Source organism: Psychromonas aquimarina ATCC BAA-1526, from assembly GCF_000428725.1.
In the GTDB taxonomy this organism is placed as follows: Bacteria; Pseudomonadota; Gammaproteobacteria; order Enterobacterales; family Psychromonadaceae; genus Psychromonas; species Psychromonas aquimarina.
In genome coordinates, this window is record NZ_AUAM01000029.1 from 48,272 (window position 1) to 63,168 (window position 14,897).

9 protein-coding genes are annotated in these 14,897 nt (G+C 42.6%); 5 read left to right on the plus strand and 4 right to left on the minus strand.

Annotated features, from left to right (window positions below; all coding sequences use genetic code 11):
• Positions 1-23 precede the first annotated feature (23 nt).
• On the plus strand, positions 24-4,811 hold the full coding sequence (locus tag G337_RS0112190; protein WP_028864136.1) for an NAD-glutamate dehydrogenase: 4,788 nt from the start codon (positions 24-26) through the stop codon (positions 4,809-4,811).
• A gap of 62 nt (positions 4,812-4,873) precedes the next feature.
• Here G337_RS0112190 and tcdA read toward each other — a convergent pair whose 3' ends face one another.
• Positions 4,874-5,653: a tRNA cyclic N6-threonylcarbamoyladenosine(37) synthase TcdA gene (gene tcdA / locus G337_RS0112195; RefSeq protein WP_028864137.1), complete on the minus strand. Its 780-nt coding sequence runs from the start codon at positions 5,651-5,653 to the stop codon at positions 4,874-4,876.
• A gap of 201 nt (positions 5,654-5,854) precedes the next feature.
• On the opposite strand from tcdA, the gene G337_RS0112200 reads away from it, so the two are divergent.
• Positions 5,855-6,037 (plus strand): hypothetical protein, encoded by a 183-nt coding sequence (locus G337_RS0112200; RefSeq protein ID WP_028864138.1) that lies wholly within the window; start codon positions 5,855-5,857, stop codon positions 6,035-6,037.
• A gap of 84 nt (positions 6,038-6,121) precedes the next feature.
• A complete protein-coding gene (locus tag G337_RS0112205; RefSeq protein ID WP_028864139.1) occupies positions 6,122-6,316 on the plus strand; it encodes a hypothetical protein in 195 nt (64 codons plus the stop codon).
• Positions 6,317-6,430: 114 nt separating this feature from the next.
• Here G337_RS0112205 and G337_RS0112210 read toward each other — a convergent pair whose 3' ends face one another.
• The 3 genes from G337_RS0112210 to G337_RS0112220 all read right to left on the minus strand — a co-directional run bounded on the left by G337_RS0112210 (position 6,431) and on the right by G337_RS0112220 (position 11,655).
• The gene (locus G337_RS0112210; protein ID WP_028864140.1) at positions 6,431-7,411 is read right to left on the minus strand and encodes a sugar-binding transcriptional regulator; all 981 of its coding nucleotides are present in this window, start codon (positions 7,409-7,411) and stop codon (positions 6,431-6,433) included.
• Between the two features lie 209 nt (positions 7,412-7,620).
• On the minus strand, positions 7,621-8,496 hold the full coding sequence (locus G337_RS0112215) for an endonuclease I family protein (protein WP_028864141.1): 876 nt from the start codon (positions 8,494-8,496) through the stop codon (positions 7,621-7,623).
• Between the two features lie 60 nt (positions 8,497-8,556).
• The gene (locus tag G337_RS0112220; RefSeq protein ID WP_028864142.1) at positions 8,557-11,655 is read right to left on the minus strand and encodes an ExeM/NucH family extracellular endonuclease; all 3,099 of its coding nucleotides are present in this window, start codon (positions 11,653-11,655) and stop codon (positions 8,557-8,559) included.
• A gap of 813 nt (positions 11,656-12,468) precedes the next feature.
• On the opposite strand from G337_RS0112220, the gene ushA reads away from it, so the two are divergent.
• Together ushA and G337_RS28635 are read left to right on the plus strand one after the other, a co-directional pair.
• A complete protein-coding gene (gene ushA, locus G337_RS0112225) occupies positions 12,469-14,268 on the plus strand; it encodes a bifunctional UDP-sugar hydrolase/5'-nucleotidase UshA (protein ID WP_028864143.1) in 1,800 nt (599 codons plus the stop codon).
• A gap of 289 nt (positions 14,269-14,557) precedes the next feature.
• The gene (locus G337_RS28635; RefSeq protein ID WP_157619300.1) at positions 14,558-14,722 is read left to right on the plus strand and encodes a hypothetical protein; all 165 of its coding nucleotides are present in this window, start codon (positions 14,558-14,560) and stop codon (positions 14,720-14,722) included.
• The last annotated feature ends 175 nt before the right edge of the window (positions 14,723-14,897 follow it).

The window sequence follows — 14,897 nt, forward strand, 5'->3', positions numbered from 1 at the left end:
AGGGCACAGCATAGGTATCTCAGATGAATTCAAGACTCAATCAAAAATCAGATATTTTAGAGCAAGTATTTTCCCGGCTAAAACGACACTTTTCCGAGCGGGAGCAGAAGACCTTAAAGCAGTTTATCTGCAGTGTTTATCGTGATGTAGCCACTATAGATTTAACACAAATGTCACAAACTGATTTGTGCGGCCTGACTGTTTCATTGTGGCGTGAAGCACAGCAGTGGAAGTGTGACGAAGCTAAAGTGCGGGTATTTAATCCCGATGTTGAACAGGATGAATGGCAGTCTGCGCATACGGTGATCAGTGTATTATGTCGTAATATCCCTTTTGTTATTGATACCTTAAAACTCATTATTAATGAGAAAAATATTAAGATACACCGTGTTTTTCATAGTGAAATAGCCGTAGAGCGCAGTAAAACGGGGAAACTGAAATCACTTGACGGTGAAAACTTAAATGAATTACTGCTGTATTTCGAAATAGATCAGACCAGCGCAGAAGGCGAACGGGATGAAATCAGTGCCAGCCTGCAGCTTGCCCTGCAGGATGTCGCTCTGGTTGTAGATGATTTTGAAGCGGTTAAAGATTATGTTAAAGAGGCCGTAAAATTCAGCAAGGTGACTAAATGTAATAAGAATATTATTGATCTGCAGGAGCAGCAGACTTTCTTAACCTGGATGCTCAAAGATCATTTCACTTTTATTGCCGGTGAAAAACTAATTGTTAAAGATGAGCAGGTGGTGTCCGTCGAAGGCAGTCAGTTAGGCCTGCTAAAACGTGTCGATTTCAAAAGTGAAACCAGCCAGCTGCAGTCTGTGGAGGTGCTCAATGAAAATACTCTGGTGTTTTTCACTAAAGCTTCAAAACGCGCCATGGTACATCGTCCGGCCTACCCGGATATTATTTATCTTAAGCAGTTTAACGAAAATGGAGAATGTGTCAGCGCTTACCGTTTTATTGGTTTGTATACCTCTTCAGTTTACAGCGGCACGCCGGTGGATATTCCGGTTGTACGTAATAAATTAAGCAATGTGCTGCAGCAGTCTGGTTATAGTCAAGGCGGTCATTATTATAAAGAACTTGCGCAGATTCTTTATACTTATCCGGTAGAAGATCTGCTGCTGTGTAATGAAAATGAGCTGCTGCAGAATGTAACGGAAGTATTACATGCTCAGGAGCGTAAAGACTTAAAACTGTTCCTGCGTACCGAAGGGCATAATCAGTTTGTTGTCGCTATTTTGTATGTACCGCGCGATGTTTACAATACCGAGGTAAGACTGAAGTTTGAAGAGCTTATCAGCCGCACCCTGGAGGTTACAGACAGTGATTTTCAGACCTATTTAAGTGAGTCAAACTTAGCGCGTTTACGTCTGGTTTTACGTCTTAAAACCCCGCTTAATGAAGTACTGGAAGTACAGGCTATTCAGGATCGTATGAAGCAGTTAACTAAACTGTGGAGTGATGAACTACATGAATCTTTAATTGAACACTTTGGTGAAGAGCTAGGCACTAAGCTTAATAAAAAATACACAAACGCCTTTGCCGGCAGTTATCAGGATACCTTCAGCTCTCGGGTTGCAGTGGCTGATATTGAGCGCATTGAATCTTTATATAAGGATCAGAAACGCGCCATGACACTGCGTTTTTACCGTTCAATTGAGCCGAACAGCAGTGAATTGAAATTAAAACTTTTCCATCAGGACGGTGCTTTACTGCTTTCGGATCTTATTCCAATTTTAGAAAATCTGGGGCTAAAAGTTGCCGAAGAATATCCCTACAAAGTTACCCCCTGCGGTGAAAAAAACTTCTGGCTGTATGACTTCACCCTGATCTACTCGCAGGTTAATAATTTTGATCCGAATGCTTACGGTGTTGTATTTGCGGATGCATTTTTATCCATATGGTATGGAAAAACAGAGAATGATCCCTTTAATAAACTCATTCTCGGAGCAGGTCTGGCATGGCGTGATATCGCTATGCTGCGTGCCTATGCAAAATACTTAAAGCAGTTATGTTTTGGTTTCAGTCACGGCAGTATTGCAAAAACATTATTAGATCACAGCAGGCTGGTTAAAGAGCTGGTGAAGCTGTTTAAGCTGCGTTTTGATCCGAGTAAAGCTGCCGATTTAGAAAAACAGCAGAAATTAGAAGATAAAATTTTAACTGCGCTTAATGATGTGACTAACCTTAATGAAGACCGGGTGATACGTAAATATGTCGAACTTATTATGGCAACGCTGCGTACCAATTACTTTCAAAAGAGCGATGGAGCAAATAAACCTTATATTAGTTTCAAATTTGATCATGACAAAATATGCGATATACCGCTGCCGCGCTTGAATTATGAAGTTTTTGTTTACTCTCCGCGCGTTGAAGGGGTGCATCTGCGCGGCGGAAAAGTGGCTCGCGGCGGATTACGCTGGTCAGATCGACGTGAAGATTTCCGTACTGAAGTATTAGGTTTAGTAAAAGCGCAGCAGGTTAAAAATTCTGTGATTGTTCCGGTCGGGGCAAAAGGCGGCTTTGTTGCCAAGAGACTCAATCCAACTATGGACCGGGAAGCGTTTATGGCTGAAGGTATCAGCTGTTACAAAGTGTTTATCAGTGCATTACTGGATATTACTGATAATTTAAATAAGGGGCAGATATTACCTCCTCGTGACGTGGTGCGTTACGATGGTGATGATCCTTATCTGGTTGTAGCTGCCGATAAAGGCACGGCGACTTTCTCTGATATTGCTAATGAACTGGCTGTGCAGAGAGATTTCTGGCTGGATGATGCTTTTGCTTCCGGCGGCAGTAATGGTTATGACCATAAAAAAATGGGCATTACAGCTAAAGGTGCCTGGATCAGTGTGCAGCGTCATTTCCGTGAATTAGGTAAGGATGTACAGAAACAGCCGCTGAGTGTGATCGGCATTGGTGATATGGCAGGTGATGTATTCGGTAACGGTATGTTGTGTTCACCGTTTATTGCATTACTGGGTGCATTTAACCATATGCATATATTTATTGATCCGACTCCCGTGGATCTGGCTGCTAATTTCAGTGAACGTCAGCGCCTGTTTGATACCCCGAGAACGGGATGGAATGATTATAACCGTGATTTAATCTCACAGGGCGGCGGCATCTTTGAGCGCAGCGCAAAATCAATTCCGGTAACGCCGGAAATGGCCAAACGTTTTGATATTTACCAGAAAAAAGTAACCCCGACGGAGCTTATCAATATTTTATTGAAAGCCCAGGTAGACCTGCTATGGAACGGCGGTATAGGCACTTATGTGAAGGGCGGGCTGGAAACTCATGCCGATGTCGGTGACAAAGCTAATGATATTTTACGTGTTAACGGCAATGAATTACGCTGCGCGGCGGTTGGTGAAGGCGGTAATTTAGGAATGACTCAAAGCGCGCGTATTGAATATGCGGTAAACGGCGGTTTATGCTTTACTGATGCCATTGATAATGCTGCCGGCGTGAACTGTTCTGACCTGGAAGTTAATATTAAAATACTGCTTGATAAGCTGGTTTCAAAAGGCGATTTAACGGTTAAGCAGCGTAATGTCTGGTTAGTTAATATGACCGATGAAGTGGCTGAGATAGTGCTTAAAAATAACTACCGTCAGGCACAGTGTATCAGCCTTTCTTATTTTGAAGGTTACAAGCGTCTGGAAGAGTATCGCCGTTTAATTAATGATTTAGAAGATAAAGGCAAACTCAACCGTGCCCTTGAGTTTATTCCGACAGACGACGTGCTGCTTGAGCGCAAAAGCAGTCAGCAGGGATTAACCCGTCCGAGCATTTCTGTGATGCTTTCCTATGCAAAAAATGAAATGAAAGAAGCATTAGCTGATGAAAAAGTCGCAGATGATCCCTATCTGCTTCTGGAAGCGGAGAAGATTTTCCCGGCCTCACTGGTTAAAAAGTACCGCAAAGAGGTTCATCAGCATCCGCTGGTTAGTGAAATTGTTGCCACTCAGGTAAGCAACGATATCTTTAACTGTATGGGGCCGACCTTTGTGCATCGTCTGATGGTGAGCGCAGGCTGTTCGTTTTTAGATGTCTGTAAAGCCTGGGTCGCCGCTCGTGATATCTTTGACTTTACTGCTGTTTTAGAAGAGATTGAAGGTTTAGATCATCAAGTTTCATCACTGCTGCAGAGTGAGCTGACTGCTAAACTTCGACGCATGGTACGCCATGCTACCCGCTGGCTGGTACGCCGTAACCGCGGGGATATCGATACCGGTGCATTAGTTAAGCAGTACCAGAAGCCGCTTAAAAAGCTGGCCGGTCAGTTTGATGATATTTTAATGGGCGCTTCAGTGACTCATCGTCAGCAGGAAATTGAGTTATTAACTAAAGACGGAGTGCCTTTAAACCTGGCGCAGTCCCTTGCCAGCGTGGATCAGGTTTATGCCATGTTAGGTGTGCTGTCGGTTGCATCCAAGTTAGAAATAGAACCGCAGTCGGCTGTACAGGTTTATTTCCATAGCGGCGAACATTTGAGACTGTTTGATATTGCCAAGCAGCTTAACCAGCTGCCCGTTGATAATCACTGGCAGTCACTTGCCCGGGAGTCGATGCGTGATGACCTTGAGTGGCAGCAGCTGCGTATCACTAAACGTATCTTAGAGATAACTAGCGATGATTGTGATATTTCAGAGGCATTTGTTGAATGGCATACATCGCATCATATTCTTTCAGAGCGCTGGCAGAAAATGACAGATGCGTTACTGGCTGTTACTAAACCTGAATTCAGTATGTGTCAGGTTGCGCTGCGCGAGTTACTGGATCTTTCTCAGGCTTAGTTTTCCTGCTTTTTAAAACAAAAAACACGCTGAATATCGCGTGTTTTTTTATTTCCGGGCATTTATGCTTTAGCCGCTAGTTTTTTGAGGATAAATGCACTGCCGACAAAAGCAAAACTTGCTGTTACCATGGTTGATGCACCGAAACCACTGGCGCAGTCCATTTTCATTGAACCGTCAGACTGGGCTTTTTCTTTACAGACTTCACCGTTCATATCCGGGTAGCTTAACTGCTCAGTGGAAAATACACAGTTAACTCTAAACTTACGCTTAGGGTTGGTGGTAAAGTTGAAATGGCGGCGCAGTTCTGATCTCACCTTGGCTGCCAGAGGATCCTGTATGGTACGTGCTAAGTCGGTCACCTGAATTTGTGTCGGATCTAATTGACCGCCGGCGCCGCCGCAGGTCAGAAGCGGAAACTTATTACGTTTACAGTGAGCAACCAGTGCGACTTTGGCATGAATGCTGTCAATGCCGTCAAAGATATAATCAAATTCGCTGGATAGATAATCAAAACAGTTCTGTTTATCAATAAAATCATCAATGCAGGTTACTTCAATCTCTGGATTGATCTGTCTGCAGCGTGCCGCCATGGCCTCTATTTTTGTCTGGCCTATGGTATCGCTTAATGCATGTACCTGACGGTTGGTATTAGTAACACAAATATCATCCATATCAATCAGGGTAATTTTACCAATACCTGAACGTGCTAATGATTCTGCAACCCATGATCCGACACCACCGATGCCGACTATACAGATATGACTTTTTTGAAATTTATTAAGTGCTTTGCTGCCGTACAGGCGTTTAATACCGCCAAAGCGGTTTTCATAGTTTGACATTGCTGCTCCCGAATTTAGCCGGACATTATACCCTGAAGGTGGTTGTTGTGAATGCCTTTAATTAGTAAATATTTATTCCTTTGATTCAACTGGTTAAAACTTAGCTAGAAAAAAACAGTAATTAATTGAAATTTTTTGTGATGTAGATTGTTCTTCTCTATATGTGCTTAAGTGTTTTTTAGTCGAAAAGGAGAGATGATTATGAGTAAGTTAATAAGCTTATATGCTGTTGTGATCATGACTACAGCGCTTTTCACTGTACCAGCCTCAGCGGCGTCTACAACCCTGATGGTCAATGAGGATGTTGTTTATACAGATTGCATGAAATTGAGCGGAGCGGCACAGTTGGTCTGTTTGCGTAGAATGGATGGAAGCGACCGTTAGGAGCCGGTTTCAGGTGTTTAATATCTGCATTTTTAGCTGCTGCGGATGTTTAACTGCCGATGCAATTCTACAGGAGAGATTGCTATGAAAAAATTAACTGCTTTATTTGCGGCTGCGTTAATGAGTGTTTCACTTTTTGTGACTCCCGTAAGCGCACTGCAGAGTAATCAGCTTAGCAGCGAACAAGTGTTATATGGTTCGTGCAGGGATGTTGATCAGACAAACGGTCCACAACTAATTGAGTGTCTGCAGGGCGGTCGCGGTGGTGGTCGTAAGTAGGCAGTAAATTACTTCCCCTGCCTGAAAGGCGCTGGTTGTTTTGTTAAGCCAATTCTCTTATATGGAATTGGCTTTTTTACTGAAATGTGTTTTTTAAAGAAAATAACCGCCAGGTTAATCTTCCATGCTCAGCAGCGCCATCGCGCAGCTGGCGCTGGTGGCAAGTATATCAATACTGCCGGTACGCAGGGCGCCAAGCATAGCTAATACTTTTCTGTCTTCTGTCGCAATAGCGATAACATTTGGAATGCGCTGCAGATCGTCTGTGCCTAAACCAATAACACGGCTTCTTAAGGTCGTATTAGCATTTTCACCATTGAGTTTAAAGAAATCAAAACCGCCGATATCGCCGACAACCCCTTGATTGATACGCGCTTCAACAAATTCCTGAGGAGTAAACCAGCCGAGCTGCACCATATGACTGTTTTCATTCATATCACCTATACCAACCAGAGCAAACTCTGCAATTCTTGCCTGATTCAGGGTTTCCGCAACGGTCGCATGTTCAAAGAAAGTCTGGCGTACCTCCGGATTATCAACATAGGCGGGTGCATATAATGTTTCACTGGTTCCGCCGAATTTTTTGGCTAGACGTCGGCAGATATGATCCGCATTGGTGCTGTCTCCGCTGCGGTGTGTGCCGCCGAGTGCGCAGACAAAGCGGGCATTACGCTGGGTCACTATGCCGGCATGATCCGCAACGGCGGCGACATTTCTGCCTTTGCCCACTGCAACGGTACTGTTTTCGGTTAGATTATTAGCGAGAAATCCTGAGACCAGTATTGCAACTTGTTTACGCTGCTCCTCAGTATCAGTTTGATCCAGGGCGATTAGAGCGCGTTTTAACTTAAATTTATCAACTAAGCGGCGCTCAAGCTGGGCGCTGTATACCGGGTGGTACCTGACATTAATCTCAACAATACCTTCTTCCCTTGCTCTGCGCAGAAGACGGCCGATTTTAACACGAGAAATAGAAAACTTTTTTGAGATCTCTTCCTGAGTTGCTCCTTCCTGATAATATAAAACTGCAATTTCAGTAAGCAGATCCTGATCGTTAGTGGTGAGTTCGTTAAAGCTAGTATTAATTTGAGACATGTAATGTTACTCATCGAATAATTGAAAAGATTAAAGGCGAACTACTTTTTGCTCGTGCTATTAAACATTAATTATACAGATCTTTCCATCACCTCATGATGTTTTGCAGATGTATGCAGTAAAACTAAATTTATAACCGGGGATAGTTAACAGACTTTTTATTAAAGCGGCTGTTAACAGCCGCTTTAATCGATAATTACTGCATGAATTTATTGACAGTCGTCAGCAAATATCTCATCTGCCCACTGCGGGTTGTCCACATAGGGGTTACGGTTGCCCTGGATCTGCTGAATCTTATCATTACGCTGTGCTTCAAATGTATCAACCGGATCCTGTGTGTTCCAGTCCAGCAGGGTACAGATATTACCCATTGCGGTGCCGTTATCTGTGACTGCCTTAACCAGCTCAAGATCCGGAGTTTTTGCATCATTTCCTTCATAACGTGTTGCCATATAGAACATCATGCGTGCCACGTCTCCTTTAACGGCATCACGCGGTTCAAAGGTAGTGCCGGTTTTTTTATTACCTGCTTCTGGAGATTCACCGGTTGCTGAGCCGCCGTTATCAAATTCCAGATTGCCGCGCTCATTATTGATTGATGCATCGGTCGGACGAAGATGGTGAATATCCGTGTATCCTGATGCGCTTTTATCGTTAAATCCGCCGTTGGATTTTGGATAAGTATGCTCACGGTTCCATGCATCGGGATCATTATTGCCGCTGGATGAAAAGGTTTTTAACTGTGAACGTCCGGTGTACATTAAAATAACATTATTCTCGTTATCCGGATCCTGGTCGGTCACGGCCAGGGCATCCCAGACATCGAATTCAGATGAAGAGTAGGGCAGTTTGGTTACACCCGTTGAGATAATCTGATTCAGTTTGGCTTTAAGTTCAGCACCCTGCAGATTTTCAGTTCCCGCATAATAGTCATTAGGATCTGTAGGATCCGTCGGGTCAACCGGCTCAACTTTTTTACATAGTACTGAAAACGGCGCAACGATATGCGGATCATGAGCTTGAATATTAGCAGCCTGAGCACTAAAAGAGGTCACTGCCAGCAGTGCGATAATTGTTTTTTTCATTTCTTTTCTTCCATAAAAAAGGAGGCTGTTCAGCCTCCTTATAATTAAATCAGGTCATGATTATTTCGCTGTTCTACGGCGAAGGAAACCAAGTCCAAGTAGAGCAATCAGGCTGAATAAACCCGTTGAACCACCCTCTTTTTCCGTTTTTGTTGTAGTTGGAGTTGTATTTGTAGTTGTAGTTGCAGTTGTAGTTGTAGTTGTCTCAGCTGTTTCAGCGGAAGTCTCTTTAGCTTCTGCCGAAAACTCTACTGCTTCTGAAGCAAATTTCTGATTACCTTCGGCATCCTGGATGATTTTTGTCATTGTGTAATCACCGGCGTCTAAAGCTGGAACCTCAAACTGAACATAACCTGCTGTAAAGTCATCTGCATCCAGTACTTCTTTTAGAGTTTTGGACATTTTAACTGCTACCTGCTCAGTACCGTCAGTGATAATTAATGTTGCTACATCACCAACAACAAGTTCTGCATTACCAGCTGCTTTTGCAGCTTTATTTGCTTCAATCAGGTTTAATGCAACCTTGAATTTCGCATCAGGTACTACTGCTTCTGGCGCTTCTTGAACTTTAGAAGGCAGTTCAACTTCTGCTGGTAATTCAGGTGTTACTACCGGGTCAACTGGGTCCACTGGGTCAACCGGGTCAACCGGGTCAACAGGATCAACTGAGTCATCAAAGTTTAGGATAACAATTGCCGGATCGTGATCCGATGAACTGTAGGCATCATCGTATTTAGGCAGATCACCTGTGTATTTTGACGGATACTCAAATAAAGTGGTTTCCGATGAATTGATGTTCCAGTCCATGCTGTCAACAATCTTATCTTTAAGTGATGCAGAGGCTAAAATGTAATCCAGTGTACCCACTTCATCATTATAAGAATAACTGTGAGACTCAGGGTGCATGTCTCTGATCACATTGCTGTAACCGTAAGACTCAGTAATCACTGCACCGTCATCACCGTGAAGCTCTACACCACCAACAGAGGTATTGCGCGCAGCTTTCAGTACATAATCTTCCGGCGCATTATCACGGTTAGTTAACACCATAATAGGATCTTCGTTAGCGTAAGCGTTTAAATCACCCACAATCAGCTTGTGACCTTCAATCTCAGCCATTACTTTACCTAACTGGTAAGCGGCTGAAACACGGAAGTTTTCACACTGGCCCTGTTTATCCGGATCGCCGCCTGCCTGTAGTGCGTAATCTTCCCAACAAGCTGAACCTTTTGATTTAAAGTGGTTAACTGAAATAGTTAGTTTTTCATCTGAACCGGCAATAGAGAAGGTCGGCGTAATTGCATTACGCATGTAGTTATCACCACTCTCGGTTTTATCTTTACCGCCGATCTCGATGGTGATTTCAGGTGCATGCTGCTCCGGCATCTCGATAATACGTACGCTGTCCAGGCTGACTTTTGCCGCTTTAAAAATTACCATAGTGGTAATTGCATCTGTACCGATAAAGCCTTCTGTCAGCTCTTCAGCCTGCGGCTGTGTGATTGAGTACTGATCTGCTTCATCAAGTTTTGCATTAAGGCGGTTAACCAGATCTACAACAGCAGAATTGTCCCCGAAACCGTTGTTTTCAATCTCCATTAGACCCAGAACATCAGCGTTGATTGCCAGCATAGCATTAACAATCTTAGTCGCTTGTTTCTCGAAATCGTCAGCTGTTGTTGCGCCGCGGTTTTGACCTGTCGGATTTGCATCACCGCCGAACGGCGAGTTGAAGTAGTTCAGTACGTTAAATGTCGCTACACGCAGATCGCCGTCTTTAAGAACAGGAGCGGCTGTGCGGTCAGTGCCTTCACGGACAAAGGTTTCTTTAGTTGCTTCATTAGTCACGTAGAAACGGTAGTCATTGTAAGAATAGGTCAGTACACCTTCAAGGCCGTCGATGATATCACCGATACGCAGGTAATCATCAGTGCTGCCGCTTTGCTCTGCGTTTTCTTTACCGAAATCCGGGTACCAAGGCACTACGCCGTTGGCCGCTTTAGCAAATGATTCAACTACAACACGTTTGTCCTGATTACAGTCTGTTTGTTTTTCTGCATCAGTGTCCAGATCTCCTTCATGAGCCGCCGGCGCATTTAGCTGGTTAGGGTGCAGGTTAATACGTTCATTAGCAACTACCATGTTATTACGGCTGCCTGCATAATCGTAACTAAATGAACGAGTAATACGCATATCAGCAGCTTTATCAAACGCAACTAACATGCCTTCATGACGCTCTAAAGTGAAATCAAAATCTTCGTCTGTTTCAAGGGTACGCAGAGGAGTGGCTGCTATGCTGTGACCTGTGCTGATGCCTTCTATCTGTGTTGAATCAATTTTAGTCCAGCCGTAGTCTTCTTTGACTTTACCTGTTACAGCCACTTTATCACCAACACTCAGATCGGCAGTTGAACCGATAACAAAGATACCGTCAGATGTCTTCGCGTTGCCGTCACCGGCCTCATCTTGAATAAAGAAACCGCCGGCATAGTCAAGGGTGGTAACAATACCTTCAACGATAAAGGTTTTATCAGAAACATATTTGCCGTTAGCCACATCAGTTTCAGGAGATTCCCATGACTCACCCTGCAGCGCCATAATCGTTGTTGGCTCTCCAACAACCGGCTCAGGCAGCTCTTGGCCTGCATCTAATTTACCTAGGTTATCAATATTGTCTTTGGCAAATTCTTCCCACATTGCTTTATTGTAAACTGCAGAAGGGGTATAAACGCGGCGGACAAAAGTTTTGTCTTTAGCGAAATCAACATCACCCATTTCGCCAAACATATCATGCACAACATCGTCTTTTAAAAGTGCAATAGGATCATCACCGTTATGAGAGACAACACTGAATGTGTCAACAACAGCTCCTGATATCGCTTTTATTTCATCACTAGCTTGTTTGTTTACAATGACATAAACACTGTTTGCTTCAAGAACGATTCCGTCAAGTGGAAACTTATTTTCCCAGTTACCGCTGCCGTTTGATGATTTAGCCAGTGCGTAACCGTCTAAAGTTACGGCCTCCGTTCCTGTGTTGGCAATTTCAATGGCTTTATTGTACGAGCCGCCTTCAACGTATTCAGAGATGATGATGTCAGCCTGAGCGCCGAATGATAGCGCCGCACCAATTGATAGAGCTAGAAAGTTCTTTTTCATTTTATGTCCTTATATATAAAACCAGCCCTTCAATAACAGGGCTTCCTGCAGTTACTGATTAGTAAGAGTGCATGATTAATAAAAAATTTTTAGGTGATTGATGAACCTGTTTCTATCTATTCAATACATTTTTATTAACGTAGTTAGTTTTATCATATGTGTTACGAATAAACATATGCTCACACAGTTTTTATTTGCCGACATATTGGTGATTTTATTTTCTATCACTATTTATTGAACAGCTGTATTGAAAAAACAATGGAAAATAGAAGTTTTATAAGGCATCTATTTATCAATGTTTCATCGATCTTTATTCAAAAATATACTGCTGTATATTTTCGAGGGATGGAACATTACACTTTGTTACAATAAATTATTGTGATCCAGGTAGGGCTTTTAAACTCTCTTTTAAGGAATGTGATCTAGACCCTGGATTGATTTAAATCCCCTTGTAAATCAGCTGCTTGTGGTTTTATTGTTAATTTAATTTGTTTTTGTTGATTACTTTTTGAAGGAATATTCGCGCTGTCAGAATGACAGTTTTAGTTGTTGTTTGTTTCAGATAGATTACTTGTTTTATGAGTATTCTACTCACAACTTTTTATCAGTAATATATACGGATAAAAACATTTTTATATTTTCTATAGGCTTAGCGACGGCTGTAAAAAAAAATAGATGCGCAGCTCACGTTTATTCATAAAACTGACATATCTTGCGATTATTCTTTGTTAGGATGTCTGTAAATAGCGTTCTTTTGTTCTTGAGTGGAACATATGAAAATAACCAGTGAAGATAATCTAAGGATTGATTGAAATGAAAAACAAGTTAATTAAAGGTTTAGTCGCAACAGCTGTTCTAGCTGCTTTAGCAGGCTGTAATGATGATGAGACAGTAACGACTACGCAGGGAACAACTACGTCGGAAACAACTACGTCGGTAATAACAACAGATGTAGAAGTACCGGTAACACCTACCCCTACCTATGCAACATGTGCTGAAGCCGGTGATGCATGTACTACATTTACTGTGCTGCATACCAATGATAACCACGGCCGTTTCTGGGAAAACAGCAAAGGTGAATATGGTATGGCTGCTCGTAAGACACTGATCGATCAGATCCGTGCAGAGGTTGAAGCTGACGGCGGTGAAACAATCCTTCTTTCCGGCGGTGATGTTAATACCGGTGTTCCTGAGTCAGACTTACAAGATGCAGTGCCTGATTTTATCGGCATGAACTTAATTGGTTATGATGCAATGGCTGTGGGTAACCACGAATTTGATAATGCACTGTCTGTTGTTGAAATGCAGCGTGAACTGGCTGATTTCCCGATGCTGGCTGCTAATATTTATGATCGTTCTACAGGTAAACGTTACTTCGACCCTTATAAAATATTTACAGTAAACGGCCTGCGTATTGCTGTTATTGGTTTAACAACTGAAGGTACGGCTACACTCGGTAATCCTGAATTTATTTCAGGGCTGCAGTTTACTGATCCAAAAGTAGAAATTAAAAAAGTTATCAAAGAAATCCAGGATGCTAAAACAGCTGATCTGATCTTTGCAACTACTCATATGGGGCATTACGAAGACGGCGAGCACGGCAGCAACACTCCTGGTGATGTTGCACTGGCACGTGCTGTAACTGAAGGTGATCTGCAGGCGGTTATCGGTGGTCATTCGCAGAACCCGGTATGTATGAAAGACGGCAGCTATGATGAAGATTTTGCTCCGGGCGGCGATTGTGCACCGGATCAGCAGAACGGTACTTATATTATGCAGGCTCATGAGTGGGGCAAATATGTAGGCCGTGCAGACTTTGAATACTTTAATGGTAAATTACAGTTAGCCAGCTATGCGCTAGTTCCTGTTAACCTGAAGAAAAAACTGAAAGATGCAGAAGGTAATAGTTATTATGAGCTTTATCAAGATGCAATTACTCCTGACGCACAAGTGCTGGATATTCTTACTCCATATCAGGAAAAGGGTGAGGCTGGGCTTAGTGAAGTGATTGCAACTACAGCTGTAAAACTTGATGGAGACCGTGCTGTTGTTCGTGTTCAGCAGACAAATTTAGGTCATCTTCTTGCAACTGCACAGACAGATAAAGTTAGCGCTGATATCGGTGTTATGAATTCGGGCGGCGTACGTGCTGATATCGAAGTTGGTGATATTTCTTATAAAGATGTATTAACAGTACAGCCGTTTGGTAATACTATCACTAAGAACACTATGACAGGTGCTGAGATCAGTACATATCTGGGTGAAGTTGCTTCTTTCCAGATCGGTTCTGGTGCTTATGCACAATTAACCGGTGTTAAAATGTCAGTTGATTGTGAAGCTAAAACGGTAGCAATTACTGATATTAACGGTAAAGGTTATGATGCGGCTGCATCTTACAGCGTTACTGTACCAAGCTACAATGCTGCCGGCGGCGACGGATACCCTGCACTGACAAGTTCAGTTATGACAGGTTATGTTGATGCAGAAGTATTGTATACATACCTGAAAGCGAAGAGCTCTATTGCTGCGGGTGATTATGCCCCTGTTGCTAGTGATGTTGTTTACAATAACTCTTTAAGTGCAGCAGGTTGTCAGCTTGCGGCTGCTGAATAAGCACTATTTGATACTTAAATAAGTTTTCGACTTAAAAAGGCAATCTTCGGATTGCCTTTTTTTATTGCTGAAGAAAAATATATTTTTATAAACACATTTGTTTAATAAGGTGTTTTCAAAGATGCAGTTATATACTGCAATTTTTTATGATCTAAATCTGTCTTATACAGTGTATTAGGAAAATCGAGTCGTACAGAAGTTATGTCTGATTTGACAAGCAGCAAGGGAACGAAAACAGTTAATTCCCAGGTGCAGATTTTCTTATTAACACCGTAAAGGAGAGATGAATATGAGTAAATTAATAAGTTTATTTGCCAGCGCCCTGTTAGCTGCATCACTTTTTACTGCTTCGGCCTTTGCAGTCGAAAGTACACAATTCAGTGACGCAGAAACATTAAATAACGACTCGATATTGGAATGTTTAACTAGGGGACGGGCAGGCTGTCGTGATTAGCCTTGCTATTATATGAAGAGCTTTTATCTGCCTTTTGCAGAACATTTCGGTTTTTACTTAAAACTGGGCAGCAGTAATTATCTAGCAGAAACAAAAAAGCCAAGGTCGAAACCTTGGCTTTTAAATATTGAGAACTAAATAGAAGTATTAAGAAGCTTCTACAATTGTGTCTATG

Coding starts and splice junctions, on each gene's coding strand:
- G337_RS0112190 (WP_028864136.1), top strand. CDS start 24: ATGAATTCAAGACTCAATCAAAAATCAGATATTTTAGAGCAAGTATTT.
- tcdA (WP_028864137.1), bottom strand. CDS start 5,653: ATGTCAAACTATGAAAACCGCTTTGGCGGTATTAAACGCCTGTACGGC.
- G337_RS0112200 (WP_028864138.1), top strand. CDS start 5,855: ATGAGTAAGTTAATAAGCTTATATGCTGTTGTGATCATGACTACAGCG.
- G337_RS0112205 (WP_028864139.1), top strand. CDS start 6,122: ATGAAAAAATTAACTGCTTTATTTGCGGCTGCGTTAATGAGTGTTTCA.
- G337_RS0112210 (WP_028864140.1), bottom strand. CDS start 7,411: ATGTCTCAAATTAATACTAGCTTTAACGAACTCACCACTAACGATCAG.
- G337_RS0112215 (WP_028864141.1), bottom strand. CDS start 8,496: ATGAAAAAAACAATTATCGCACTGCTGGCAGTGACCTCTTTTAGTGCT.
- G337_RS0112220 (WP_028864142.1), bottom strand. CDS start 11,655: ATGAAAAAGAACTTTCTAGCTCTATCAATTGGTGCGGCGCTATCATTC.
- ushA (WP_028864143.1), top strand. CDS start 12,469: ATGAAAAACAAGTTAATTAAAGGTTTAGTCGCAACAGCTGTTCTAGCT.
- G337_RS28635 (WP_157619300.1), top strand. CDS start 14,558: ATGAGTAAATTAATAAGTTTATTTGCCAGCGCCCTGTTAGCTGCATCA.